General features: G+C 67.8%; 26 protein-coding genes. 16 read left to right on the top strand and 10 right to left on the bottom strand.

What is annotated here, in order from left to right; all coding sequences use genetic code 11:
* Positions 1-53: 53 nt before the first annotated feature.
* Positions 54-614 carry a DUF3043 domain-containing protein gene (locus BKA24_RS11580; protein ID WP_184218240.1) on the bottom strand — a complete coding sequence of 187 codons (561 nt, stop codon included), beginning with the start codon at positions 612-614 and terminating at the stop codon, positions 54-56.
* A gap of 52 nt (positions 615-666) precedes the next feature.
* On the opposite strand from BKA24_RS11580, the gene BKA24_RS11575 reads away from it, so the two are divergent.
* The 6 genes from BKA24_RS11575 (at position 667) to BKA24_RS11550 (ending at position 6,508) form a co-directional block, all read left to right on the top strand.
* Positions 667-2,061, top strand: a complete 1,395-nt coding sequence (locus tag BKA24_RS11575) for a dipeptidase (protein ID WP_184218238.1) — start codon at positions 667-669, stop codon at positions 2,059-2,061.
* A gap of 79 nt (positions 2,062-2,140) precedes the next feature.
* Positions 2,141-2,506: an iron-sulfur cluster insertion protein ErpA gene (gene erpA, locus BKA24_RS11570; RefSeq protein ID WP_184218235.1), complete on the top strand. Its 366-nt coding sequence runs from the start codon at positions 2,141-2,143 to the stop codon at positions 2,504-2,506.
* 114 nt (positions 2,507-2,620) lie between these two features.
* Positions 2,621-3,523: an aa3-type cytochrome oxidase subunit II gene (gene ctaC / locus BKA24_RS11565; protein WP_184218231.1), complete on the top strand. Its 903-nt coding sequence runs from the start codon at positions 2,621-2,623 to the stop codon at positions 3,521-3,523.
* Entirely contained in the window at positions 3,523-5,265 is a 1,743-nt protein-coding gene (gene ctaD / locus BKA24_RS11560) for an aa3-type cytochrome oxidase subunit I (RefSeq protein WP_184218228.1), read from the top strand. The genes ctaC and ctaD overlap by 1 nt, the downstream gene beginning before the upstream one ends.
* A complete protein-coding gene (locus BKA24_RS11555; protein WP_184218225.1) occupies positions 5,265-5,699 on the top strand; it encodes a cytochrome c oxidase subunit 4 in 435 nt (144 codons plus the stop codon). Before ctaD ends, BKA24_RS11555 begins: the two co-directional genes overlap by 1 nt.
* Positions 5,612-6,508, top strand: coding sequence for a PP2C family protein-serine/threonine phosphatase (locus tag BKA24_RS11550; RefSeq protein WP_343066106.1), 897 nt, complete (start codon positions 5,612-5,614; stop codon positions 6,506-6,508). The genes BKA24_RS11555 and BKA24_RS11550 overlap by 88 nt, the downstream gene beginning before the upstream one ends.
* A 15-nt stretch (positions 6,509-6,523) precedes the next feature.
* On the opposite strand, the gene BKA24_RS11545 is transcribed toward BKA24_RS11550, so the two are convergent.
* The 5 genes from BKA24_RS11545 to ctaE all read right to left on the bottom strand — a co-directional run bounded on the left by BKA24_RS11545 (position 6,524) and on the right by ctaE (position 11,464).
* Positions 6,524-6,949 (bottom strand): rhodanese-like domain-containing protein, encoded by a 426-nt coding sequence (locus BKA24_RS11545; RefSeq protein ID WP_184218222.1) that lies wholly within the window; start codon positions 6,947-6,949, stop codon positions 6,524-6,526.
* A gap of 79 nt (positions 6,950-7,028) precedes the next feature.
* A complete protein-coding gene (qcrB, locus tag BKA24_RS11540; RefSeq protein WP_184218219.1) occupies positions 7,029-8,879 on the bottom strand; it encodes a cytochrome bc1 complex cytochrome b subunit in 1,851 nt (616 codons plus the stop codon).
* Positions 8,876-9,955, bottom strand: a complete 1,080-nt coding sequence (gene qcrA, locus BKA24_RS11535) for a cytochrome bc1 complex Rieske iron-sulfur subunit (RefSeq protein ID WP_184218216.1) — start codon at positions 9,953-9,955, stop codon at positions 8,876-8,878. Before qcrA ends, qcrB begins: the two co-directional genes overlap by 4 nt.
* 39 nt (positions 9,956-9,994) lie before the next feature.
* Positions 9,995-10,795, bottom strand: coding sequence for a cytochrome bc1 complex diheme cytochrome c subunit (qcrC, locus tag BKA24_RS11530; protein ID WP_184218213.1), 801 nt, complete (start codon positions 10,793-10,795; stop codon positions 9,995-9,997).
* 24 nt (positions 10,796-10,819) lie between these two features.
* Positions 10,820-11,464 carry an aa3-type cytochrome oxidase subunit III gene (gene ctaE, locus BKA24_RS11525; RefSeq protein ID WP_184218210.1) on the bottom strand — a complete coding sequence of 215 codons (645 nt, stop codon included), beginning with the start codon at positions 11,462-11,464 and terminating at the stop codon, positions 10,820-10,822.
* Positions 11,465-11,587: 123 nt separating this feature from the next.
* Between ctaE and trpD the strand changes: the two genes are divergently transcribed.
* The 3 genes from trpD (at position 11,588) to BKA24_RS11510 (ending at position 14,234) form a co-directional block, all read left to right on the top strand.
* On the top strand, positions 11,588-12,667 hold the full coding sequence (gene trpD / locus BKA24_RS11520) for an anthranilate phosphoribosyltransferase (RefSeq protein ID WP_184218207.1): 1,080 nt from the start codon (positions 11,588-11,590) through the stop codon (positions 12,665-12,667).
* A gap of 80 nt (positions 12,668-12,747) precedes the next feature.
* A complete protein-coding gene (locus BKA24_RS11515; protein WP_184218204.1) occupies positions 12,748-13,233 on the top strand; it encodes an aromatic ring-opening dioxygenase LigA in 486 nt (161 codons plus the stop codon).
* Positions 13,234-13,241: 8 nt separating this feature from the next.
* Entirely contained in the window at positions 13,242-14,234 is a 993-nt protein-coding gene (locus BKA24_RS11510; RefSeq protein ID WP_184218201.1) for a PHP domain-containing protein, read from the top strand.
* A 12-nt stretch (positions 14,235-14,246) separates the two neighbouring features.
* On the opposite strand, the gene BKA24_RS11505 is transcribed toward BKA24_RS11510, so the two are convergent.
* The 3 genes from BKA24_RS11505 to BKA24_RS11495 form a co-directional block, all read right to left on the bottom strand.
* On the bottom strand, positions 14,247-15,164 hold the full coding sequence (locus tag BKA24_RS11505; protein WP_184218198.1) for a 5'-3' exonuclease H3TH domain-containing protein: 918 nt from the start codon (positions 15,162-15,164) through the stop codon (positions 14,247-14,249).
* 16 nt (positions 15,165-15,180) lie between these two features.
* A complete protein-coding gene (locus BKA24_RS11500; protein ID WP_343066105.1) occupies positions 15,181-15,894 on the bottom strand; it encodes a hypothetical protein in 714 nt (237 codons plus the stop codon).
* Positions 15,895-16,025: 131 nt separating this feature from the next.
* Positions 16,026-16,562 (bottom strand): hypothetical protein, encoded by a 537-nt coding sequence (locus tag BKA24_RS11495; protein WP_184218192.1) that lies wholly within the window; start codon positions 16,560-16,562, stop codon positions 16,026-16,028.
* An 89-nt stretch (positions 16,563-16,651) separates the two neighbouring features.
* On the opposite strand from BKA24_RS11495, the gene BKA24_RS11490 reads away from it, so the two are divergent.
* The 6 genes from BKA24_RS11490 to uvrB all read left to right on the top strand — a co-directional run bounded on the left by BKA24_RS11490 (position 16,652) and on the right by uvrB (position 24,462).
* On the top strand, positions 16,652-17,065 hold the full coding sequence (locus BKA24_RS11490; RefSeq protein ID WP_184218189.1) for a YchJ family protein: 414 nt from the start codon (positions 16,652-16,654) through the stop codon (positions 17,063-17,065).
* 146 nt (positions 17,066-17,211) lie between these two features.
* Positions 17,212-18,663, top strand: coding sequence for a 30S ribosomal protein S1 (gene rpsA / locus BKA24_RS11485; RefSeq protein WP_184218186.1), 1,452 nt, complete (start codon positions 17,212-17,214; stop codon positions 18,661-18,663).
* A gap of 159 nt (positions 18,664-18,822) precedes the next feature.
* Positions 18,823-20,487: a sensor histidine kinase gene (locus tag BKA24_RS11480; protein ID WP_184218183.1), complete on the top strand. Its 1,665-nt coding sequence runs from the start codon at positions 18,823-18,825 to the stop codon at positions 20,485-20,487.
* Positions 20,484-21,671 (top strand): nucleotidyl cyclase domain-containing protein, encoded by a 1,188-nt coding sequence (locus tag BKA24_RS11475; protein ID WP_184218180.1) that lies wholly within the window; start codon positions 20,484-20,486, stop codon positions 21,669-21,671. Before BKA24_RS11480 ends, BKA24_RS11475 begins: the two co-directional genes overlap by 4 nt.
* Before the next feature lie 34 nt (positions 21,672-21,705).
* Positions 21,706-22,314 carry a dephospho-CoA kinase gene (gene coaE, locus BKA24_RS11470; RefSeq protein WP_184218178.1) on the top strand — a complete coding sequence of 203 codons (609 nt, stop codon included), beginning with the start codon at positions 21,706-21,708 and terminating at the stop codon, positions 22,312-22,314.
* 66 nt (positions 22,315-22,380) lie between these two features.
* Positions 22,381-24,462 carry an excinuclease ABC subunit UvrB gene (gene uvrB, locus BKA24_RS11465; protein ID WP_184218176.1) on the top strand — a complete coding sequence of 694 codons (2,082 nt, stop codon included), beginning with the start codon at positions 22,381-22,383 and terminating at the stop codon, positions 24,460-24,462.
* Positions 24,463-24,471: 9 nt separating this feature from the next.
* Here uvrB and BKA24_RS11460 read toward each other — a convergent pair whose 3' ends face one another.
* Complete coding sequence (locus BKA24_RS11460; protein ID WP_184218174.1) at positions 24,472-24,708, bottom strand: hypothetical protein; 237 nt, start codon at positions 24,706-24,708, stop codon at positions 24,472-24,474.
* A gap of 40 nt (positions 24,709-24,748) precedes the next feature.
* Between BKA24_RS11460 and BKA24_RS11455 the strand changes: the two genes are divergently transcribed.
* Positions 24,749-25,198 carry a MarR family winged helix-turn-helix transcriptional regulator gene (locus BKA24_RS11455; protein WP_184218172.1) on the top strand — a complete coding sequence of 150 codons (450 nt, stop codon included), beginning with the start codon at positions 24,749-24,751 and terminating at the stop codon, positions 25,196-25,198.
* Positions 25,199-25,247: the final 49 nt, after the last annotated feature.

The following is a 25,247-nucleotide window of genomic DNA, read 5'->3' as shown; positions in this document are numbered from 1 at the left end:
CGCACGACGAAGGGCCCGCACCAATCAGGTGCGGGCCCTTCGTCATGAACCGTTCAGGACGGGTACTGTCCGCGGGTCACCTGCGGCTTGGGGAGGCGCATGAAACGCATCTGCACCGAACGCATCGCGGCGTACCAGCCGAGGCCCTTCTCGCGCCGGTCGCCCCACTTGTCCTTCGCGAGCGACTTCACCTTCCGGCTCAGGATGATCATGTCGGCCACGACGAACAGGATGTACGCCCACAGGCCCACGTAGGCGTAGAAGACGACCGTGTTGTTCGGCACCAGTGCCACCAGGATGACGAGCACCAGCAGCGGCATGACCAGCTCGCCCGCGTGCCACCCGGCATCCGTGTAGTCGCGCGCGAAGCGCCGCTGCGGCCCGCGATCGCGCGGAGTGAGGTACCGCTCTTCACCGTTGGCCATGCCGACGCGTGCCTTCTCACGCTGCGCGGCGAGCTCGGCCTTCGCGCGTGCGCGGGCCTCCTTGGTATTGGCGACGAGGGGTCGCTTCCGGGCGGCCTCCTGTTCCGAGCGCGAGGGCGTCGGGCGGTTCTTCCCGGGGCCGCTCGGGGCGTCGGGTGCGGTGTCGGCGGGAGGCGGAGTCTTGGCCACGGGGGAGGGTCCTCGGGATCGTCGGGAAAGCGTGCGCCATAAGATTACCCGCATGACCTCAGACACCCCCCGATCCGAGGCGGTGCGCGAGGCCGGTCTCGCCGCCGTCCCCGCCGCCATCGCCGACCTGGGCGCGCTCGTGCGCATCCCCTCCATCGCCTTCCCCGGTTTCGACCGTGGCGAGGTCGAGCGCAGCGCTGAGGCCGTGAAGGGTCTGCTCGACGGTCTGGACCTGTTCGATCGCGTCGAGATCAAGACGGCGACGGTGGCCGAGACGGGGGAAGAGGGCATGCCGGCCGTGCTCGCTTCGCGCGCAGCCCGCAACGGGCGCCCCACGATCCTCCTGTACGCCCACCACGACGTGCAGCCGGTGGGCGACGAGGAGCTGTGGGAGACCCCGCCGTTCGAGCCGACGGTCCGCGACGGTCGCATCTACGGGCGGGGTGCCGCCGACGACAAGGCGGGCATCATGGCGCACGTCGGCGCGCTGCGCGCGATCACCGAGGTGCTGGGATCGGACTTCGACCTCGGCGTCAACATCTTCTTCGAGGGTGAGGAGGAGGCTGGTTCCGCGTCCTTCGCCCAGTTCTTGAGTGACAACGCCGACGCCCTCCGTGCCGACGTCATCGTCGTCGCCGATTCCGGCAACTGGGATGCCACGACGCCTGCCCTGACGGTGTCGCTGCGCGGCAACGTCCGGTTCACCCTCGACATCGAGACCCTCGACCACGCGTCGCACTCGGGCATGTTCGGCGGCGCCGTGCCCGACGCGATGCTCGCGACGGTTCGCCTCCTGAACTCCCTGTGGGATGAGGAGGGCGCGGTGGCGGTGGCGGGGCTCCGGCATCGCGACGCCGAAACCCCCGCCTACACCGAGGAGACCCTCCGCGATGAGGCGGGGCTCCCGGCGGAGGTGTCGCCGATCGGCCGGGATTCCATCCTCAGCCGCATCTGGAACAAGCCCTCGATCACGGTGACGGGCATCGATGCTCCGAGCGTGCGCAACGCCTCCAACACGCTCTCCCCGAAGACGACCGTCGTGATCAGCAGCCGGATCGCACCGGGGCAGGAGGCACGCGAGGCGTTCGAGGCGATCGAGGCGCACCTGCGCGAGCACGCGCCGTTCGGCGCGAAGCTCACCTTCCGTGACGTCGACTTCGGCGACCCGTTCCTCGTCGACACGACGGGGTGGGCGGTGGCGCAGGCGCGCACCGCACTCGCCTCCGGCTACGGCGTCGATCCCGTCGACATCGGTGTGGGTGGCTCGATCCCCTTCATCGCCGACCTGGTGCGCGAGTTCCCCGCCGCGCAGATCCTGGTCACGGGTGTGGAGGACCCGCACGCGCGTGCCCACAGCCCCAACGAGTCGCTTCACATCGATACGTTCCGCAACGCACTCGTCTCCGAGGCTTTGCTCCTGGAAAGCCTCGACGCGACCGTCCTCTGACGGCGACGCGGCGTAGAATCGACAGAGCACGCCACTCCCGCTCCTGAAGAGCACTGGTGGCCCGAACCCGGGGAGAGTCATGACCGACATCGCCACGCCGACCACCGAGACCACGCCCGCGCACGGTGTCGCCCTGAGCGACGCCGCGGCCGCGAAGGTGAAGAGCCTCCTGCAGCAGGAGAACCGCGACGACCTGCGTCTTCGCGTCGCCGTGCAGCCGGGTGGCTGTTCGGGTCTCATCTACCAGCTCTACTTCGACGAGCGCTACCTCGATGGCGACCAGACAGTCGACTTCGACGGCGTCGAGGTGATCGTCGACGACATGTCCGTGCCGTACCTGGACGGCGCGAAGATCGATTTCAAGGACACGATCTCCGAGCAGGGCTTCACGATCGACAACCCCAACGCCGCCGGCAGCTGCGCCTGCGGCGACAGCTTCCACTGATCCATCCGGGCCCCTCACTTTCGGCCGTGCCTACCTGAGCGGTTGGCCGGAATCGCTTGAGAGGTTGCCCTAGACTGGCATGAGTCTGACCTTCATGTCCCCGAAAGGTGCACCGTGCGCGTCAAACGCCGACTCCGTTGGGCCATCGTTCCGCTGGGGATCGCCACTGCGATCACCCTGGCGGCGTGTAGCCCTACCACTGCGAACGGCTTCCTCCCCGGCTTCGACGAGGAAGGTGGTCAGGCGACCAACCAGACCTCGATGATCGCCGGTCTGTGGACCACGTCGTGGATCGTCGTGCTGGCGGTGGGTGTGATCACCTGGGCGCTGATGGGCTTCGCCGCGATCGCCTACCGCCGGCGCAAGGGCCAGTCCGGCCTGCCGGTGCAGCTGCGCTACAACATGCCGATCGAGATGTTCTTCACGATCGCGCCGGTCATCCTGGTGCTCGGCTTCTTCGCGTTCACTGCACGGGACCAGGCCATCCTCGAGACGCAGTACGAGGACCCCGACGTCTGCATCACGGCCATCGGCAAGCAGTGGGCGTGGGACTTCCAGTACACCGGCAACGACTGCGAAGACCCGTCGGACGCGGTCTGGACCATGGGCGTCCAGGCGCAGACGGACGCCGAGGGCAATGTCATCAACGAGGTCCCCGAGCTCGTCCTCCCGGTGAACCAGAAGGTCACCCTGAAGCTCGAGTCCCGCGACGTCATCCACTCCTTCTGGATCATCGACTTCCTCTACAAGAAGGACATGATCCCGGAGCGCGACAACTACTGGTCGTTCATCCCCACCAAGGAGGGCGAGTTCGCCGGCAAGTGCGCCGAGCTCTGCGGCCAGTACCACTCGATGATGCTCTTCAACGTGAAGGTCGTCTCGCAGGACGAGTATCAGGACTACCTCGCCGAGCTCGAGGCCGCCGGCCAGACCGGTGACATCGACGACGTCTACGACCGTCAGCAGAACCTGCCCGGAACCGACGGTTCGGGCGAAGCCGAGGGAGCAGAGAACTGATGGCCACCAACGTCCCCTCCGGACAGCCGCTCCCGCCGCGCCAGGCGGCGCTGCTCAGCAGCAGCCGCGTGGAGCACAAGGGCAACATCATCGTCAAGTGGATCACCTCCACCGACCACAAGACGATCGGGTACATGTACCTGATCGCCTCCGTCATGTTCTTCATGCTCGGCGGCGTCATGGCGCTGATCATCCGTGCGGAGCTGTTCGAGCCCGGCATGCAGGTCGTGCCGACCAAGGAGCAGTACAACCAGCTCTTCACGATGCACGGCACGATCATGCTGCTGATGTTCGCGACGCCGCTGTTCGCCGGCTTCGCCAACGCCCTGCTGCCGCTGCAGATCGGCGCCCCCGACGTGGCGTTCCCCCGTCTGAACGCGTTCGCCTTCTGGCTGTTCACCTTCGGCTCGCTGATCGCGGTCGCCGGCTTCCTCACCCCGCAGGGTGCCGCGGCGTTCGGTTGGTTCGCCTACCAGCCGCTCGCCAATGAGACGTTCTCGCCGGGTGCGGGTGGCGATCTCTGGATGCTCGGCCTCGGCATGAGCGGTTTCGGCACGATCCTCGGCGCCGTGAACTTCATCACGACGATCATGACGATGCGCGCCCCCGGCATGACGATGTGGCGCATGCCGATCTTCAGCTGGAACACCCTCGTCACCAGCATCCTGATCCTGATGGCGTTCCCCGTGCTGGCCGCGGCCATCCTGGCCGCCGCCGCCGACCGCATCCTCGGCGCGCACATCTACGACCCGGCCAACGGCGGTGCGCTGCTGTGGCAGCACCTCTTCTGGTTCTTCGGCCACCCCGAGGTCTACATCATCGCGCTGCCGTTCTTCGGCATCGTGTCGGAGATCTTCCCGGTCTTCAGCCGCAAGCCGATCTTCGGCTACAAGACCCTCGTCTACGCGACCATCGCCATCGCGGCGCTGTCGGTGTCGGTGTGGGCGCACCACATGTACGTCACCGGCGCGGTCCTGCTGCCCTTCTTCGCCCTCATGACGATGCTCATCGCCGTCCCGACGGGTGTGAAGATCTTCAACTGGATCGGCACGATGTGGCGAGGCTCGATCACCTTCGAGACGCCGATGGTGTTCTCGCTGGGCTTCCTGGTGTCGTTCGTCTTCGGTGGTCTGACCGGTGTCATCCTCTCGTCGCCGCCGCTCGACTTCGCCGTCTCCGACTCGTACTTCGTCGTCGCCCACTTCCACTACGTCGTCTTCGGCACCGTCGTGTTCGCGATGTTCGCGGGCTTCTACTTCTGGTGGCCGAAGTGGACCGGCAAGATGCTGAACGAGCGCCTCGGCCTCGTCCACTTCTGGCTGCTGTTCATCGGCTTCCACATGACCTTCCTCATCCAGCACTGGCTGGGCGCGGACGGCATGGTCCGCCGCTACGCCGACTACTCGGCCGCGGACGGCTGGACGTGGCAGAACCAGGTCTCGACGATCGGATCGATGATCCTGGCGGCATCCATGGTGCCGTTCCTGCTGAACGTGTGGATCACGGCGCGTACGGCGCCGAAGGTCACCGTCAACGACCCCTGGGGGTACGGCGGTTCGCTCGAGTGGGCCACCAGCTGCCCGCCGCCGCGGCACAACTTCACCTCGATCCCGCGCATCCGCAGTGAGCGTCCGGCATTCGATCTGAACCACCCTGAGGCCGGGATCCCGGTCGGCGTCGGCCCGGCGAAGGACGCGCCCGACGCACCCGTGATGGACCTGGCGAACGGTGAGGTCAAGTAATGAAGACCAACGTCAACCTGTGGTGGATCCTCGCGGCCTTCTTCGGCCTCGTGGCCGTGGTCTACACGGTCTGGAGCATCCTCGCTCACCCCTCGCTCGTCTGGTACAACGCGATCGAGTGGGTCGGATCCGTCGCCCTCGTGTTCGTCACGATGATGGCCGCGATGATCGCGTTCTACACGTCGCGTGTCGAGCGCGCCCAGGGTGGAGAGCTGCCCGAGGACTCGCTGACGGCCGACATCGACGACGGTGACCCCGAGATGGGCGAATTCTCGCCGTGGTCGTGGTGGCCGCTCGTGCTCGCCGGCTCGGCGGCACTCGCCTTCATCGGACTCGCCGTCGGCGAGTGGATGGTCCCGATCGGCATCGGCGTCTTCGCCGTCGCGATCGTCGGCTGGGTGTACGAGTACTACCGCGGGTACTTCGCACGCTGAGCACCTCGACTCTGCGCATACGCGCCGGCGTCGCTTCAGACGTCGGCGCGTTTCGCGATGTCAATCAGGATGCCGCTTTCACGTCGCAGCTCGCTGCGGCGGTCGCCGACGGTGTCGGTGGCGGCCCGTCCGGCGACCTTGCGTCGGCGGCGCTGATCCACCGATTGATCGCCTCGAGCCTCTCTGTGCGAGACGCGGAGGACCTCATCGTCCGTCTGCGGATGGCGAATTGGGATCTGGGCGCCTTCATCCGCCGGGATCCCGACCTCGCGGGGATGGCGAGCACGCTCACCGGAATCTGGTTGGTGGAGGACGCCGGTCTGCTTCTCGCTCACACCGGCGACTCCCGCGCATATCTCCTCCGCGACGGGGAGCTCACGCGCGAGACGCGCGACGACTCGTTCGTCCAGGCACTCGTCGACCGGGGCCTCATCACGTCGGACGCCGCCTGGTCGCACCCGCGGCGGAACATCATCACCGCGTCCCTCAGCGGAGCCGATGGAGACGTCGTCCGCGTGGAGTCGCGGGCGGCGGCCCTGGGCGACCGATGGCTGCTGTGCAGTGACGGTCTGACGGACTACGTGCCAGAGGCGGAGATCCTCAGCATCCTCTCGTCGGCAGAGGACGTGACGAAGGCGGCGCGACAGCTCGTCGATGTCGCGCTCGAGGCGTCGTCACGCGACAACATCACCGCGATCGTGTGCGACGTCGAGTCTGGCGCCCCGTACGAGACCGCCGTTCCCGTCCTGGCGGGCGCTGCGGCGCATCGGTATCCAGAGGTGCTCGAGGCCGGTCTCGCGACGGCGTGAGGCGACTGTGCCGCGTCAGGTGGACGCGGACGGGCGCACGACCATGACGAGCGGGTCGAATGTGCGGGGGAGGGGACCCTCTGCTCCCTCGACCGGGTAGCCCTCGCGCGCCCAGTACTCGTACCCGCCGATCATCTCCCGGACGGCGTAGCCGAGGCGGGCGAACTCCACCGCGCCCTTCGCTCCGGCGTTGCAGCCGGGGCTCCAGCAGTAGACGACGACGTTCGCGTCGCGGGGGATCTCCGCGCCCGCTCGTGCGGCGATCTCGCGGTAGGGGATGTGCAGGGCGCCGCGTGCGTGCCCCTGGTTCCACGCCTCCTCGCTGCGCACGTCGACGAGGACGACATCCTCGCCGGCGCGCTGCGCGGCGTACACATCGCTCGGGTCGGTCTCGTGGCGGAGCTTGTGCTCGAAGTAGGACAGGGGGTCTGGGTGGGTCATGGGATCGACGCTACGGCAACGACAAAGCGGCGAGGATCGACCTGACGGTCAGTCCTCGCCGCTTTCCTGCCAAGCGACGTCAGTCGTCCTTCTCGGAACGGTCCTTTGTCTCGGCGGACTTCTTCGGCTTCTTCCCGGCATCGCCCTCATCGGGGACGATGATGTTCGACGGACGGTTGGCCGTCTCCGGGTTGTGGCCGTCCTCGATCGGGTGCAGCGGAGCGTCGGGGACGCTGGCGCGCTCGTGAGCGCCCTGGATCTCCGCTGCTTCCTCGGTCGCGATGTGGTCGAGCTCGTGGTGCTGGTGAGCCTCGGCCGCGGCGATCTCGGACTGTGTGACGGGGGAGAGGCGGTCTTCGAAGAACCAGCGCGACAGCGAAGCGCGCATGTTCTGGTGCCACGGGATCCGACCCTTGTCGTTGGGGCGGACCACCAGAGGCTCGTTGATCTCGAAGTCGATGAGCTTCACGCGCTCATACGCGTCCACGGGCTGGTGGACCTCGATGTACTCGCCACCGGGGAGCCGGACGATGCGGCCCGACTCGTAGCCGTGGAGGGCGATCTCGCGGTCCTTCTTCTGCAGCGCGAGCGCGATGCGCTTGGCGACGAAGTACCCGATGACCGGTCCGACGATCAGGAGCGCCTGCAGCGTGTGGATGACGCCCTCCATCGTGAGCGAGAAGTGCGTCGCAATGATGTCGGAGGATGCCGCTGCCCACAGGACCGCGTAGAAGATGACGCCCGCGACGCCGATGGCCGTGCGCGTCGGTGCGTGGCGGGGGCGCTGCGCGATGTGGTGCTCGCGCTTGTCGCCGGTGATCCACGCCTCGATGAACGGGTAGACCGCGACGAGGACGATGAACAGACCGAGGACGGCGATCGGCAGCAGGATGCCGAACGACCAGGTGCGGTCGAACAGGACGATGTCGAGGTTCGACGGTGCCAGACGCAGCGCGCCGTCCGCGAAGCCGATGTACCAGTCGGGCTGGGTTCCGGCGGAGACGGGCGAGGGGTCGTACGGGCCGTAGTTCCAGATCGGGTTGATCGTGAACAGCGAGGCGATCAGGACAATCACGCCGAACGTGATGAACAGGAAGCCGCCCATCTTCGACATGTACACGGGAACCATCGGGTAGCCGACGACGTTGTCGTTCGTGCGGCCGGGGCCGGCGAACTGCGTGTGCTTGTTGATGATCATCAGCATGAGGTGCACGACCAGCAGGCCGATGAGGATCAGCGGCAGCAGGAGGATATGCAGCGTGTAGAGGCGGCCGACGATCGCCATGCCCGGGAACTCGCCGCCGAAGAGGAGGTACGAGGTCCAGGTGCCGATCAGCGGGATGCCCTTGATCATGCCGTCGATGATGCGCAGACCGTTGCCCGAGAGCAGGTCGTCGGGGAGCGAGTAGCCGGTGAAGCCCTCAGCCATCGCGAGGATGAAGAGGATGAAGCCGACCACCCAGTTGAGCTCGCGGGGCTTGCGGAACGCGCCGGTGAAGAAGATGCGCAGCATGTGCACACCGATCGAGGCGACGAACAGCAGGGCTGCCCAGTGGTGGATCTGGCGGACCAGCAGGCCGCCGCGCAGGTCGAACGAGATGTGCAGCGTCGACTCGAGCGCCGCAGACATCTCGATCCCGCGCAGCGGGTGGTAAGCCCCGTTGTAGTGCGTGGGTGCCATCGACGCCTCGAAGAAGAACGTCAGGAAGGTGCCCGAGAGGAAGACGACGACGAAGCTCCACAGAGCGATCTCGCCGAGCATGAACGACCAGTGGTCGGGGAAGATCTTCCGTCCGAGCTCCTTCACCAGGCCGGATAGGCTGGTCCGCTCGTCGAGGTAGTTGGCGGTGGCGCCGATGAAACGACCGCCGAGGGGCTTGTCGGCCGCCTTCGGAGCGGATGCCGACGCGGTCTCAGTCGCGGTGCTCAATGACGCTCCCAGAAGCTCGGCCCGACGGGCTCTTCGAAGTCGCTCTTGGCGACGAGGTAGCCCTCAGCGTCCACTTCGATCGGCAGCTGGGGGAGCGGTCGGGCGGCCGGGCCGAAGATCACTTCGGCGCCGCGCGACACGTCGAACTGCGACTGGTGGCAGGGGCAGAGGAGGTGGTGGGTCTGCTGCTCGTACAGCGCCACCGGGCAGCCGACGTGCGTGCAGACCTTGGAGTAGGCGACGATGCCGTCGTAGGACCACTCGAGCTTGTTGTACTCGGCGGGCAGCTGCTCGGGGAGCAGCCGCATGAGGAGGACGATGGCCTTGGCCTTCTCCTCGAGGTATCCATCCAGGTGGTCGACGTCCTTGAGGGACTCCGGGATGACGTGCACGGCGGAGCCGAGCGCGACGTCGGCGGCGCGGATGGGCAGACCGGAGGGGTCGTGCGCGAGGCGCTCGCCCTTCTTCCACATCGTGTGCTTCAGGAGGGCGACCGGGTCGCCGGCGAGCGGCTTCTCCTCGGAGCTGTGCGGTGCGAGACCGCGGAAGAGGGTGACGCCGGGGATGATCGAGGCGACCAGCGCAGCGATCAGCGAGCCGCGGATGGCGGTGCGGCGGCCGAAGCCGGACTCCTCGTTCGCCTCGCGGAAGACGTTGATCGCACCCTCGCGGGTCGACTCCTTGCCGCGGGTGGTGTGGCGGGCCTCGATGTGCTCCTTGTCCGACATGATCGCCTTGGACCAGTGGATCGCACCGATACCCAGAGCGAGCAGCGCGAAACCGATGCCCAGACCGATGAAGAGGTTGTTGCTGCGGATGTCGCCGAACTCGCCGCTCTCGATCGGGAACAGCATGTAGGCGGCGACGGCCCACAGGCTTGCGGCGAGAGAGATGTAGAACAGCGTGTAGACGGTGCGGACCGCCCGCGTCATCGCCGCCGGGTCCTTGTCGGTCATCCGCTCGCGGTGCGGCGGGAGACCCGGGTTCTGCACGGGGTCGGTCACCGCGACCGCGAGCCCGGACGAGGGCTTGGTGGTCGCCCTCTGGAGCTCGAGCGGCTCTTCCTCGTGTGACATTGTGCTCCTCGAAATCGAATTCTTTACGTCAGTGGGGGATCAGTTGGACTTCGCGGTGATCCACACGCACACGCCCAGCAGCGTCCCGATACCGAAGATCCAGATGAACAGGCCTTCGGAGACAGGACCGAGGGAGCCGAGGCTGAACCCGCCCACGGACTCGCTCTCCTGGAGGTACTGAAGCGACGAGATGATGTTGCGCTTCTCTTCGGGCGTCAGCGTCATGTCGTTGAAGACCGGCATGTTCTGCGGGCCCGTCACCATGGCGGCGTAGATGTGCAGCGGGCTGGTCTTGGTCAGCGCCGGCGCGTACTTGCCCTCGGTGAGTGCACCACCGGCTGCGGCCACGTTGTGGCACATGGCGCAGTTGATGCGGAACAGCTCGGCGCCCTCGGTGAGATCGCCCTTGCCGTCGAGAAGCTCCTCGTCGGGGTAGGTCGGGCCGGGGGAGACCGACTGGACCCACGACGCGACGGCCTCGATCTGCTCCTGCGTGAACTGCGGAGTCTTCTGCGGCGCCTGGGGGCCCTGAGCCTGCAGCGGCATGCGGCCGGTGGCCATCTGGAACTCGACCGACAGCTCACCGACGCCGTAGAGCGACGGCCCGTCGGCGGTGCCCTCCATGTTGAGGCCGTGGCAGGTCGCGCAGTTCGCCTGGAAGAGCTTCTTGCCGTCCTCCACGGTCAGCGTCGATGCCGTGTCCGTCGACTCGGTGGAAGCCATCGCGGCGGACGCTCCCGCGTAAATGCCGCCGGTCAGCAGGAGACCGACGCCGATGAGGGCGGCGGCAGCCCACTTGCTGCGGCGGCCCGTCTGCCGACGCGGGGTCTTGGATGCCATGAAGGAACTCAGCTCCGCTCTGTATTACCGGATGAAGTAGATGACCGCGAACAGGATGATCCAGACCACGTCGACGAAGTGCCAGTAGTACGACACGACGATGGCGGAGGTCATCTCCTTGCGACCGAAGTTCTTGACGGCGAACGCACGACCGATCACCAGCAGGAAGGCGATGAGGCCACCCGCCACGTGCATCGCGTGGAAGCCGGTGGTGAGGTAGAACGCCGAGGCGTAGGGGTCTGCGCTGATCGGCATCCCCTCGGCGACCAAGGTGGCGTATTCCCAGACCTGGCCCGAGACGAAGACCGCGCCCATCACGAAGGTGAGGAAGAACCACTCGACCATGCCCCACTGGCGGAAGTTCCAGACCGATCCCTTGCGGTAGGGCTGGAACCGCTCGGCGGCGAACACGCCGGCCTGCGTGGTGAAGGACGAGAGCACCAGGATCAGGGTGTTGACCGCGGCGAACGGGATGTTCAGCAGCTCGGTGCGGTCCTCCCACAGGCCGGGGGAGATGTTGCGGATCGTGAAGTAGATCGCGAACAGCCCAGCGAAGAACATCACCTCGCTGCCGAGCCACACGATGGTGCCGACGGCAACCGGGTCCGGTCGTTTCACCGAACGCAGTGCCTGGTTGTAGGTCGCAGGAGTGGTCGTCACATTCCCCATTATGGCCGATTTCGTGGCAGAGGTTTCGCATCCCTGAAGGTGGTTCCGTCTTTCGGGGGTGTGAGGATCTGCTCTGCTGCCGCCGCGAGTCCGCTGGCAGTGTCCTGAGTAGGATCGGGGGTCATGGCGGACATGTACTCCTGGCCCGAGATCCTCACCTCCCTTCTTGCGAAGTCGGACCTCAGCGTGTCGGAGTCGACCTGGGCGATGCGCCAGGTGATGAGCGGATCGGCGACGCCCTCCCAGCTGTCGGCCTTCCTGATCGCGCTCCGGGCGAAGGGCGAGACGGTCGACGAGATCGTCGGTTTCCGTGACGCGATCCTCGAAGCTGCCGTGCCGCTGCCCGTCCGCGCTGAGGTGCTCGACATCGTTGGAACGGGCGGCGATCGTTATGGGACCGTGAACGTCTCGACGACGGCCTCCGTCGTCGTCGCCGCCGCCGGGATCCCCGTCGTGAAGCACGGCAACAAGGCCTCCAGCTCGAAGTCGGGGTCCTCCGATGTCCTCGCCGCGCTCGGCATCGACCTGACGCAGACCCCCGAGCGTGTCGCCGCCGTCCTCGACGAGGTCGGCATCACGTTCGCGTTCGCCTCCGCGTTCCACCCTGGGTTCCGGCACGCCGGGCCCACGCGCGCCGAGCTCGGCATCCCCACGGTCTTCAACTTCCTGGGGCCGCTGTGCAACCCGGCGCGAGCCGAGGCGAACGCCGTCGGTGTCGCGCAGCTCGACCGGGTCCCGCTGATCACGGGCGTCTTCCGCACCCGCGGCGCCACGGCGCTCGTCTTCCGAGGGGACGACGGAATGGATGAGCTCACCACCACCGGCCACAGCCGGGTGTGGGAGGTCAGCCGCGGCGACGTGCGCGAGCACGACGTGGATCCGCGCGACATCGGCATCCCGCGCGCCGAGATCGCCGACCTGCTCGGCGGTGACGCCGCGCACAACGCGGCCGTGGTCCGCCGGGTGCTGGAAGGGGAGGGCGGCCCCGTGCGCGACATCGTCCTGCTGAACGCCGCCGCCGGCATCGTGTCGTACCGCCTCTTCCAGGATGCCGCCGAGCTGCAGCGCCCGTTCCTCGACCGGTTGCACGAGGCATTCGGTGAGGCGGCAGCGGCCGTCGACACGGGTGCGGCGGCGGCGAAACTGGGCGCGTGGGTGGACGCATCGCGTGCGACGGGGAATGCCGACCGAACAGGCGATTAAACCCGGCGCAGAGCCGTGTGCTGCGGCATCCGCCCGCAATATCGTGAGGTCATAAGAAGGCTCACGAAAGGATGCCGCTCATGTCCGACACCGTTGCCACCGCAGACACCATCGAAGCGCCGCAGAAGAAGGTGGGACTGGTCAAGATCATCGGCACGCTCGGGATCCTCGGCGGCATCGTGCTCATCATCGCCGGGATCATCGTGTGGTCGGTCGTCTCGTCGCAGCTCCGCGCGGAGAACATCACCGTTCCCGACGACGCGATGGCCTTCCAGGGGCAGACCGTCGCCGGCCCGCTGACCGCTTACGTTCAGGCGGACATCATCCAGCTTCACGCGCTCGAAGCGTCCGGGGGCAAGACGTACGCGGAGCTCGAGCAGGACGACCCGGTGCGCGCCGTCATGATGAACGCGTCGTTCCTCCGTGCCTCGCTGTTCACCTCGGTCGTGTCGTTCGGCGTCGCTGCCTTCGCCATGGGCATCGGGGTCCTGTCGATCCTCGTCGGCACGGGCCTCAACCGGCTCGCGTCGGCACCCGTGGTCGTTCGACGGGCGACTGTGGTCTGATACAACGCATGAGACCCGTCGACGCGCTCACCGAGATCGCCGAGCTCCTTGAACGGAACCGGGCGTCGCGGTACAAGTCGAAAGCGTTCCGCGCGGCGGCCGAGACGGTCGCAGGTCTCAGCGCAGCCGAGCTCGCCGACACGGGGCGGTTGCGCTCACGGAAGGGCATCGGTGATTCGACCTTCGCGGTCATCACCGAGGCCCTTTCGGGCGTTGTGCCGCAGTACCTCCTGGACCTCCGGGCATCGGTGGAGCCGGAGACGACCTCGACGTTGCGGACCCTCCTCAAAGGCGACCTGCACGCGCACTCGGACTGGTCGGACGGGCTCACCTCGATCGACCTGATGGCCGATGCGGCGCGAGCGCTCGGTCACGATTATCTGGCGCTGACCGATCATTCGCCTCGCCTGCGAGTGGCGAACGGCCTCTCCGCCGAGCGGCTGCGCCAGCAGCTGACAGAGCTCCCGGCGTTCTCCGGCGGCGGTTTCACCCTGCTCAGCGGGATCGAGGTCGACATCCTGGACGGCGGCGCGCTCGATCAGGAGGACGCGCTGCTCGATGAGCTCGACATCGTCGTCGCTTCTGCGCATTCCAAGCTCCGCATGGACGCGGGGCCGATGACGCGGCGCCTGGTCGCGGCGGCGTCGAATCCCCGCGTCGACGTGCTCGGGCATGTGACGGGCCGGCTGGTGAGCGGGTCGCGCGGAACCCGTCCGCCCTCGACGTTCGACGCGCGGGCCGTCTTCGAGGCCTGCGCCTCGAACGGGGTGGCGGTGGAGATCAACTCGCGGCCCGAACGGGAGGATCCCCCCGACGAGCTGCTGTCGCTCGCCGTGGAGATCGGGTGTCTGTTCGCTATCGACTCGGACGCGCACGCCTCTGGGCAGCTGTCGCTCCTCGATCACGGGGCGGCCCGTGCCGAGCGTCTCGGCGTGGATCCGGACCGGGTCGTGACGACGTGGTCCCTCGACCGGCTGCGGGACTGGTCGCGCGGACGCTGACCGGTGAGGCGCTCAGGCCCGCGCGGCGACCGCGTCGGCGGCGCGCTGTGCCGATGCGCCCAGGCCCCACGCGTCGGCGAGGGCGGTGACCGAGGCGGCATCCGGTTCGCGGAGGCGGGCGTCGACCGGTGCGAGATCGAGGGTTCGGACCACCTCGACCACGGTGGGTGCGACGGCGAGGTAGTCGGCGGCGGCGAGGATCTTGGCGCGGACGCCGGCGCTCATACCCTCGCCCGCCTCGGCGGCGGCGCGGATGCCGGACAGGTCGCCGTGTGCGGCGAGCAGGGTGGCGGCGGTCTTCTCTCCGACGCCGGCGACGCCGGGCAGACCGTCGGAGGCGTCGCCGCGCATGACGGCGAAGTCGGCGTACTGGGCCGGGAGGATGCCGTACTTCTGGGTGATGAGGCTGTCGGTGAGCTCTTCGAGGTTGCTCATGCCGCGGCCGGTGTAGATGACTCGGACTCCGCGGGCGTCGTCGACGAGTTGGAAGAGATCGCGGTCGCCGGTCACGACGTCGACGGGGATGTCGCTCTGGGTGGCGAGGGTGCCGATGACGTCGTCGGCTTCGTGTTCGGCGATGCCCACGATCGGGATGCCGAGGACGCCGAGTGCCTCCCGGATCACGGGGATCTGGGTTTCGAGCGGGTCGGGGATCTCTTCGACGTCGGCGCCGGTGTCGACGACCTGGGCGACGCGGTGGGCTTTGTAGCTCGGGATGAGGTCGACGCGCCACTGCGGTCGCCAGTCGTCGTCCCAGCAGGCGATGAGGTGCGTCGGCTCGTAGGTGGTGACGAGTTTGCCGATCATGTCGAGGAGACCGCGGACCGCGTTGACGGGGCGGCCGTCGGGAGCCTTGACGGTGTCGGGGACGCCGTGGAAGGCGCGGAAGTAGAGGCTGGCGGTGTCGAGCAGCATGAGGCGGTCGGTCACCGGACCATCCTGGCACTCAGCAGCCCGGGCCGTCCGGGTCTTCTGCGCAGGTCTGCTCGACGAGCGCGGTCTCGACGTCGACGATGCGGATGGGAACGGCGTCGGTCGACACGTCGAGGATGCCGGCGATGGGGAACCAGCCGAAGCCGGCGTCGCCCTCAGCGGCGTATCGGATGTCGACGTGCGCGTCGTAGGTGCCGACCGCGGTGTAACTGTGGCTGGTGGGCGTGGCGGTGAACTGCGGGGCGCCGAGATCGGCCCAGTCGGTGCCGGGGGTGGTCGTCTCGCGAGTCGTCGAGTCCCCGTAGTGGAAGAGGTACGACACGGGCGTGAATCGCACGGTCACCGGGATGTCGAAGATCTCGCCGTCGACCGTGTGGGGCGCGGCGTCGACGACGAAGTTCGTCGGCATGCCCACGACGCCCATCCCGCCGGGTTCGCCGGTGAGGTTCGGCGGGTCGGGCGCGTAGACCGCGACGTCCTGGATCGTCGCGGTCGTGACGTCGGGTGCCTCGGGGTCGGCCGGCTCGGCTTCCCCTTCGGGCGGGATGACTCCGCGGCAGAGACTGTCGTACGGGCACCGCCCGAACCACTCGTCGGCGGTCAGCCCTCCCGGGTAGATGCGCTCCGGCTCCTCTGTCGGGCCAGGGGCGGGCGTCCAGTCGTCAACCCGGTCCGGAGCGGGAGCATTGCGCTGCTGGACCTCCTCGCGAGTAGCTCCGATCGCCACCGACGACCCGCTGTTAGTGGCAGCACAGCTCGTTCCCGCCAACCAACGGTTTGAGCTTCCGCATCCGCGGTCATCAGCGGCCGCAGACGTCGGCGCTGCGTTGAGCAAGGTTAGTACCGCCAGGGATACGGCTATCCCTCGCATGTCGCGGCCACATCACTAGTGTCGATGCGTTGCAGGCGAACGTCTCCGGCCTCGTTACGCACGAGAGAGATCGTCTCGAGTTGTCGGTCTGGACGGTCTGCGCTCACCAGGGACGTCCCGTTCGCATCGCGCACGTCCACATTCGAGACGTCGATACAGCTCTCGATGTCGACTTCATTGCCGTCGCTTCGCAACCCATTGATAGCGAGGATTCGGGTTTCTCCGCTGACAGACTGTCCTGCGGCGTGCATTTCGGAGAACGTGCGGCGATCGAGATCGTTGAGTTCGCCAGTCGTCAGGGCGAACAAGGGCTCGAACGTCTGCGGATCGGCGAGATCGACGTCATTCAGAGCGTCGACGTAGGCGCGATAGGTCTCCTCGGCGGCGGCGAAGGCCTCCTCTTCCGACGCGAATCCTGTGGCGGTGGGACTGGGCTCAGGTGCGGGCGGAGCGCACGCGGAGAGCGAGAAGGCGGCGAGGCATGCGACGAGGATCGTCGTGATCGTGGGCGCAGGTGCTCGCATGCGACCACCGTAGCCAGGCGACTCGCAACGCCGGTGGGTTCTCCACAGGACGTAGGCTCGGATGCCAACAACGAGAATCGGGGGAGGAGATGTCCTTCGGAGCTGCGGCATCCGTTCCCCGAGGTCGACGGTTGAACGCTCAGGCGCCCTGCCCCTGCGGCGGCGCGGAGTTCGGATCGTGCTGCGGACCGGTCCTCGCCGGCGCGGACGCACGCGATCCCGAGGCGCTGATGCGCTCGCGGTACACCGCCTTCGCGCTCGGCGATGTCCGGCATCTGCGCGACACGTGGTCGCCGCGGACGCGCCCCGATGACGTCGGGGTCGACACCGACACGGACTGGCTCGGGCTCACGGTGGAGGCGAGCTCCGCCGCGGGGGACGAGGGTCGTGTGTCGTTCCGTGCGCGGTGGCGCGACCGACGCACCGGCGAGTCCGGCACCCTCTCGGAGCACAGCCGGTTCCAGCGGCACTCCGGGCGCTGGTACTACGTCGAGGCCGTCTGATACCCTGGAGCGTCACGCACGTGGCTCTTCAGCCGCGCCTGTCCGACATCGCAACATCATCCACCACGCCTCGACCGGCTTCCGCACGTCCTCGTGCGGACTGACCCGAGGCCCGACGACAACACCATCCAAGGACAACCCCCTACATGACTAACGCAACGACCGCCCCGGCCACCAAGCAGGTCGCCATCAACGACATCGGATCTGCTGAGGACTTCCTGGCCGCGGTCGAGAAGACCCTGAAGTTCTTCAACGACGGAGACCTCATCGAAGGCACCGTCGTGAAGATCGACCGCGACGAGGTCCTCCTCGACGTCGGCTACAAGACCGAGGGTGTCATCCCCTCGCGCGAGCTCTCGATCAAGCACGACGTCGACCCCAACGAGGTCGTGGGCGTCGGCGACCAGGTCGAGGCCCTCGTTCTCCAGAAGGAGGACAAGGAAGGCCGCCTGATCCTGTCCAAGAAGCGCGCGCAGTACGAGCGTGCATGGGGCGACGTCGAGAAGATCAAGGAGAACGACGGTGTTGTCACCGGTTCCGTGATCGAGGTCGTCAAGGGTGGTCTGATCGTCGACATCGGTCTCCGCGGCTTCCTGCCCGCGTCGCTCATCGAGCTGCGCCGCGTCCGCGACCTCACGCCGTACCTCGGCCAGGAGCTCGAGGCCAAGATCCTCGAACTCGACAAGAACCGCAACAACGTCGTGCTCTCGCGTCGTGCGCTGCTCGAGCAGACCCAGTCGGAGTCGCGCTCGAACTTCCTGAACAACCTCCACAAGGGCCAGGTCCGCAAGGGCACGGTCTCGTCGATCGTCAACTTCGGTGCGTTCGTCGACCTGGGTGGCGTCGACGGTCTCGTCCACGTCTCCGAGCTGTCCTGGAAGCACATCGAGCACGCCTCCGAGGTCGTCGAGGTGGGCCAGGAGGTCACCGTCGAGATCCTCGAGGTCGACCTCGACCGCGAGCGCGTCTCGCTGTCGCTCAAGGCGACGCAGGAGGACCCGTGGCAGGTCTTCGCCCGTACCCACGCGATCGGTCAGGTCGCTCCGGGTAAGGTCACGAAGCTCGTCCCGTTCGGTGCGTTCGTCCGCGTCGCAGACGGCATCGAGGGCCTCGTCCACATCTCCGAGCTCTCCGGCAAGCACGTCGAGCTCGCAGAGCAGGTCGTCTCCGTCGGCGAAGAGGTCTTCATCAAGATCATCGACATCGACCTCGAGCGTCGTCGCATCTCGCTCTCGCTCAAGCAGGCCAACGAGTCTGTCGACCCCAACGGCACCGAGTTCGACCCGGCGCTGTACGGCATGGTCACCGAGTACGACGAGAACGGCGAGTACAAGTACCCCGAGGGCTTCGACCCCGAGACCAACCAGTGGAAGGAAGGCTTCGACGAGGCCCGCCTCGCCTGGGAGGCCGAGTACGCCGCTGCTCAGGGTCGCTGGGAGGCTCACAAGGCCGCCGTCGCCAAGGCTCTCGAGGCCGAGGCTGCCGCTCCGGTCGAGACCGGTTCGTCGTCCTTCTCGTCCGAGGTCTCCGGCGGCGCCGGTACCCTCGCCGACGACGAGGCGCTTGCCGCTCTCCGCGAGAAGCTGTCCGGTCGCTGATCGAACACCCGCATCACCGAGGGGTCGGAGCTTCGTGCTCCGGCCCCTCGGTCGTTCTCGCGCGCGTGGCCGCGTGAGGAACACCTGCGCGGACGGTAACGTTCAGCTGTGAGCAAGAGGGCATCGGCGGATCGGCGCCGTTCGGGAGCGAATCCCGGCATGCCCGGCCGGCTCCGGGCTGTCCTGGGCACGGATGCCGGGGACATGCCGCTCACGGAGCTGCGCGATCGCATCGTGGCCAACAACCAGATGCTGCTCACGGCGATTGTGGGAGCGATCTTCCTGTCGGGCATCGCCGCGGGATGGCTGGCGAACGTCCCGCAGTTCGTCGTCGGTGTCGTCATCATCGTCCTCGCGGCTCTGGCGAGCCTCGCCGTCCCGTGGTCTCGCGTCAGCCCGACGTGGGTGGGCGTGATCCCGCTCGTGGACATCGTCGCCATCGCCTTCCTCCGCTCCGCAGACGTCCCCGGCGTCGCGCTCCTCTGGGCGTTCCCCACGATGTGGCTCTCGTCCCTCGGGCGCATCTGGTTCATCGCGGCCTGCGTCAGCGTGATCGGCGCCTACTGGGTCACCCTCGCCTACCTGCCGAACTTCGAATGGACCTGGGCGGTCATCGTGCTGCCGGCGGTGATCATCGCGATCGGCGCGTCGACCTACAACGCAACCCGGCGCTTCGTCGCACAGCGGACGCTGATCGACAAGCAGACCGAGCGCCTCACGGCCGCGCTCCGGCACGCGAGTCGGCAGGAGCAGCTCCTCGCGGAGGTGCTCGACACCGTCGACTTCGGCGTGCTGCGCGTCGGGCCGTCGGGAGAGATCACGTTCGTCAACGACGCCCTCGGCCGGTTCCAGCAGCGCATCCCCGGCTTCGGCCGCGTCGATGCGGTGGGGGAGATCTTCGCGGCCGATGGTCAGACGCCGCTGGACCCTTCGGAGCGCCCACTCGCGAGAATCATGCGGGGGGAGACCTTCGACGACCTGGTCGTCTGGTACCCGGTCTCCGAATCACGCCGCGCGGCGCTCAGCCTGACCGCACGGCGGCTGGCGGATGCCGACGGTCAGCCGGCCGGCGTGGTCCTCGTCGCCCGCGACGTCACCGAGGAGCGGACGGCGCTGAAGGCGCGCGACAGTCTCGTGGCATCCGTATCGCATGAACTGAGGACGCCGCTGACGTCGATTCTCGGGTATCTGGAACTCGTCCTGGACAACGAGGACGTCGCGGAGGGCGTGCACCGACAGGTCGACGTCGCCTACCGCAACAGTGAGCGGCTGCTGGGGATCGTGTCGGGCATCCTGGCCGCATCCACGGCGTCGCGGATGTCGGCCGAGGTGACGATCTCGCCCCGCAGCAGCGACGTCGCCGACCTGTTGCGCGCATCGGCATCCGACCTCGGGCCGGTGGCGCGGGAGCGCGCCATCAGGATCGACATCGACGACGTCACCTCGGCGCCCGCGTTCATCGATCCCTCGCGGATCCGCCAGGTGATCGACAACCTCGTCAGCAACGCGATCAAGTTCAACCGCGACGGCGGAACCGTCACCCTCGGCAGCTCCACCGACGGCGCGCACACCTGGTTCCTCGTCCGCGACACCGGCATCGGACTCACTCCCGAGGACCAGGACCGCGTCTTCGAGCGGTTCTTCCGGGCAGAGAGCGGCGTCCCGGGCACCGGCCTGGGACTCGCGATCAGCCTCGAGATCGTGCGCGCCCACGGGGGCGACATCACGGTGACGTCGACCCTCGGGCTCGGGACCACCTTCATGGTGCAGGTCCCGGCGAACGCCGAGATCGCGGCGACCGAGGTCGAGGACGGGGAGGCATGATGCTGGACTTGCTCTCGGTCACCGTCATGACCGCGCTCGTCGCGCTCGTCGCGAGCGGGATCTTCGTCGTGGAGACCCTGCGGCGCCGTGACACCGGCGCCGGGCGGCTGTGGGCCGTCGGCTACCTGTGCGGCACCGTGACGACCTTCGCCTACATCTCCTGGGCGGCCGGCATCGGCGGAGCGATCGCCATCGCGATCGGCAACGCCACCTTCGCGTTGACGCCGGGATTCATCTGGCTCGGCAACCGGCGCTTCAACGATCGTCCCCTCGTCTGGGCATCACTCACTCTCGCGGCCCTCACCCTCCTCACGTTCGTCGCGGCGCTCGTGCGCGTTCCCGTCGACGGGAGCTGGGGAGGGTGGGAGATCATGGCCGCCACGATCGTCGTCCTCTTCGTGTTCGGCGGATGGGAGGCCCTGCGACGGCCCATGGGCCGCATCGGCAATGCGCGGCTGTTCACCGGCGTGCTCCTCGCGGGAGCCGCCTACTACGCGGCCCGCCTCGTCGTCTTCCTCATCGACGGTGCGGACGGGGAGTTCTTCACGACCTGGTTCGGATCCATCTCGGCGAACATCGCGACGGTGGTGCTGACGATGGTCGCGGTCGTCGTCACGTCCATCCTGCGCGCGACGAAGGGCGTCACCCAGCGGTACGAGTGGCTCAGTGACAACGGGGTCGCCGCCGACGGCGTCATGCTCGGTCGCACCTATCGCGACGCCCTGAAGGACATGACCGAACGAGCGAGCTGGCGGCGGGAGCTGGTGAGCGTCATCGTCGTCCACGTCGACGGCCTCGAGGAGATGAACGCGGCATTCGGTTCGGATGCCGTGGACGAGCTCGCCGCGACATGGCGCGCGGCCGTTCGCCGTTACGCCCCGGCGGCCGCACTGGTGGGCGAGGACGGCGATGTGGCCCTGTCGGTGTGCGGGCTCGCCAGCACCGCGGCGGACGCGCGCCGCCAGGCGGCCGCCATCTACCGCGGCTGCATCGACGAGCTGGCGGGAAGCCCCACCGGGCTGCTGCCGGTCATCGGCGTCGGGGTCGCGCTGACGGAGACCGTCGGATACGACACCGCGCATCTGCTCGACTCCGCACGGACAGCCGCTGTGCGCGCCGCGAGCAGCCTGGAGTCGTCCGTGCTCTTCGGCGGCGTCGACGAGGCCCGATCGCGCCTCATCTGACGCATCGTCGCGAACGACGTGGCATCCTCGGAGGGTGACCCTCATCGCGCTGACCGGCGGCATCGCCTCGGGGAAGTCCACCATCGCGGCCCGGCTGGCCTCCCACGGAGCCGTGGTGGTCGACGCGGACCAGATCGTCCGTGACGTGCAGCAGCCGGGGTCCCCGGTGCTGGCCGGCATCGCGCGCGAGTTCGGCGCGGACGTCATCACCGCTGACGGGGCGCTCGATCGTGCCGCACTCGCCTCGCGCGTCTTCGGGGACGCGGAGGCGGTCGCACGGCTGAATGCGCTGGTGCACCCCGCTGTGCGGGAGGAGTCGGCGCGGCGGTTCGCCGCGGCATCCGCCCGACCCGATGCCGTCGTGGTCTACGACGTCCCGCTGCTGCTGGAGGCCCGGGCCGACGACCCGTGGGAGCTCATCGTGGTCGCGCACGCGCCGGCCGAGCTCCGTCGCTCCCGGATGATCGAGCTGCGGGGGATGTCGGCGGATGCCGCTGACGCGCGGCTCGCAGCACAGGTCGACGATGAGCGGCGCCTCGCGATCGCCGATGTCGTGATCGACACAGCGGGGACGCTGGAGCACACGCTCGCGCAGACCGACCGGCTCTGGGAGCGCCTGCAGGGCCGGGAGTCCGCCGGCTGATCCGCGCGACGCTCGCCGACGGCGAACGGCGGATCCGATGTCGGAGGCCGCGCCTACGCTGGAGGGATGCAGACCACGCGTTCCGTTCGGCCGTTCGAGGTCATCAGCGAATACATGCCCAGCGGCGACCAGCCGCAGGCGATCGCCGACCTTGCGGCGCGCATCAACGCCGGCGAGACCGACGTCGTGCTGCTGGGTGCGACCGGTACCGGCAAGTCCGCGACGACCGCCTGGCTGATCGAGCAGGTGCAGCGCCCCACGCTCGTGATGGCGCACAACAAGACCCTCGCCGCGCAGCTGGCCAACGAGTTCCGTGATCTCCTGCCCGAGAACGCCGTCGAGTACTTCGTCAGCTACTACGACTACTACCAGCCCGAGGCGTACGTCCCGCAGACGGACACCTTCATCGAGAAGGACTCCTCCATCAACGCCGAGGTGGAGCGGCTCCGGCACTCCACCACCAACTCCCTGCTCAGCCGGCGTGACGTCGTGGTGGTCTCGACCGTTTCGTGCATCTACGGTCTCGGCGCTCCGGAGGAGTACCTCCGGGCCATGGTCGCCCTGCAGGTGGGGGAGCGGTACGACCGCGACGCCCTGATCCGCAAGTTCATCGCGATGCAGTACAACCGCAACGACGTGGACTTCTCCCGCGGCAACTTCCGCGTGCGCGGCGACACGATCGAGATCATCCCGGTGTACGAGGAGTACGCGGTCCGCATCGAACTGTTCGGCGACGAGATCGAGGCGCTGTACATGCTCCACCCGCTCACGGGTGACGTCGTGCAGAAACTCGAGAGCGTGCCGATCTTCCCGGCATCCCACTACGTCGCGGGCACCGAGACGGTGCAGCGCGCGATCAAGACGATCGAGCACGAGCTCGATGAGCGGCTGAAGGAGTTCGAATCGCAGGGCAAGCTCCTCGAGGCCCAGCGCCTGCGGATGCGGACGACCTTCGACCTCGAGATGCTGCAGCAGCTCGGTTTCTGCTCGGGCATCGAGAACTATTCGCGGCACCTCGACGGGCGGATGCCGGGGGAGGCCCCGCACACCCTGCTCGACTTCTTCCCCGACGACTTCCTTCTGGTCATCGACGAGTCGCACGTGACCGTGCCGCAGATCGGCGCGATGTATGAGGGTGACGCCTCGCGCAAGCGCACCCTCGTCGATCACGGCTTCCGCCTCCCGAGCGCGATGGACAACCGGCCGCTGCGCTTCGACGAGTTCAAGCAGCGCGTCGGTCAGACGGTCTACCTCTCGGCGACCCCCGGTCGGTATGAGATGGGCATCGCCGATGGTGTCGTCGAGCAGATCATCCGCCCCACCGGCCTGATCGACCCCGAGATCATCGTCAAGCCGTCGAAGGGTCAGATCGACGATCTCCTCGAAGAGATCCGTGTCCGCGTCGAGCGCGATGAACGCGTGCTCGTGACGACCCTCACCAAGAAGATGGCCGAGGAGCTCACGGACTTCCTCGGCGAGCACGGCGTACGCGTGCGCTACCTCCACTCCGACGTCGACACACTGCGTCGCGTCGAGTTGCTGACGGAGCTCCGCCAGGGTGTGTACGACGTCCTGGTCGGCATCAACCTCCTCCGCGAGGGTCTCGACCTCCCCGAGGTGTCGCTCGTGGCGATCCTGGATGCCGATAAGGAAGGGTTCCTGCGGTCAGGCACCTCCCTCATCCAGACCATCGGGCGTGCCGCGCGAAACGTGTCGGGGCAGGTGCACATGTACGCCGACAAGATGACGGACTCGATGGCGGCGGCGATCGAGGAGACCGAACGGCGTCGCGAGAAGCAGATCGCCTACAACCTGGAGAACGGGATCGATCCGCAACCGCTGCGGAAGAAGATCGCCGACATCACCGACGCCCTCGCTCGCGAGGCGACGGACACGCGCGACATGATGAACAGTCGCGGGGCGAGCAAGACGAAGTCCGGCAAGGGGAAGAGCCCGACGCCTCAGCTCCGTCGGGAGGGCATCGCGGCAGAGGGCGCCAATCAGCTCGAAGCGACGATCGAAGACCTCACGCGGCAGATGCTCGCGGCGGCCGATGAACTCAAGTTCGAGCTGGCGGGCCGCCTGCGGGACGAGGTGCAGGATCTGAAGAAGGAGCTCCGGGCGATGGAGCGCGCGGGCCACGCCTGAGGTGAGACCTCAGGGGCAGTGCATGAGGGGGCGCTCGCCGGACCGGTCGAAGGTGTGCTCCGACATCGGCCGACCGCACAGGGGGCAGGCGCGCTCCGTCCGGATCGGCTCCGGTTCGGTCTCGTACGGTCCCACAGAGGCCGGCCCCGCGTAACGGATGAGGCGACTGTTCCAGTAGCTGTACCAACCGCCCGCGGCACGCACCCGTTCCCGGAACGGCGGGCGCTCGGGGTCTCGTTTCGACATATGCTTAGTGTACTAAGTATTAGGGGAGGTGGGGTTACGCATGGACGATGACCACGCGCTCGCTCTCGAGAGCCAGCTCTGCTTCGCGATCGTGACCGCGGCGCGCAACGTGGTGTCGATCTACCGGCCCGTCCTGGAGCCGCTGGGGCTGACGCATCCGCAGTACCTGGTGATGCTGTCCCTGTGGGAGCGGGCTCCGCAGTCCCTCAGCGAATTGGCGGCGGCTCTCGCCGTCGAGCCGGCGACCCTCTCGCCGACCGTGAAGCGACTCGAGGCGCAGGGCAGAGTCGCCCGGCGACGGCGGGGCAGCGACGAGCGCGTGCTCGAGATCACGCTCACGGACGAGGGTGCGGCGCTGCGCGAGCGCGCGCTCGCCGTGCCGCGCGAGATCATGCGTCGGGTGGGGATGGATCCGGCGGACGTCGCACGGCTCCGCGACGGACTGGCTCCGTTCGCCGGACGTCGAAGCGACGAGAACGTCGCGGAGTGATCGCTCCGAGCGAAGCCCGGAGCCGGTGTCGGTGGTCCAATCTAGGATT

It is taken from the genome of Microbacterium marinum (assembly GCF_014204835.1).
In the GTDB taxonomy this organism is placed as follows: domain Bacteria; phylum Actinomycetota; class Actinomycetes; order Actinomycetales; family Microbacteriaceae; genus Microbacterium; species Microbacterium marinum.
Note: the sequence above shows the minus strand (reverse complement) of the source record. Positions and strands in the feature narration are given on the sequence as shown.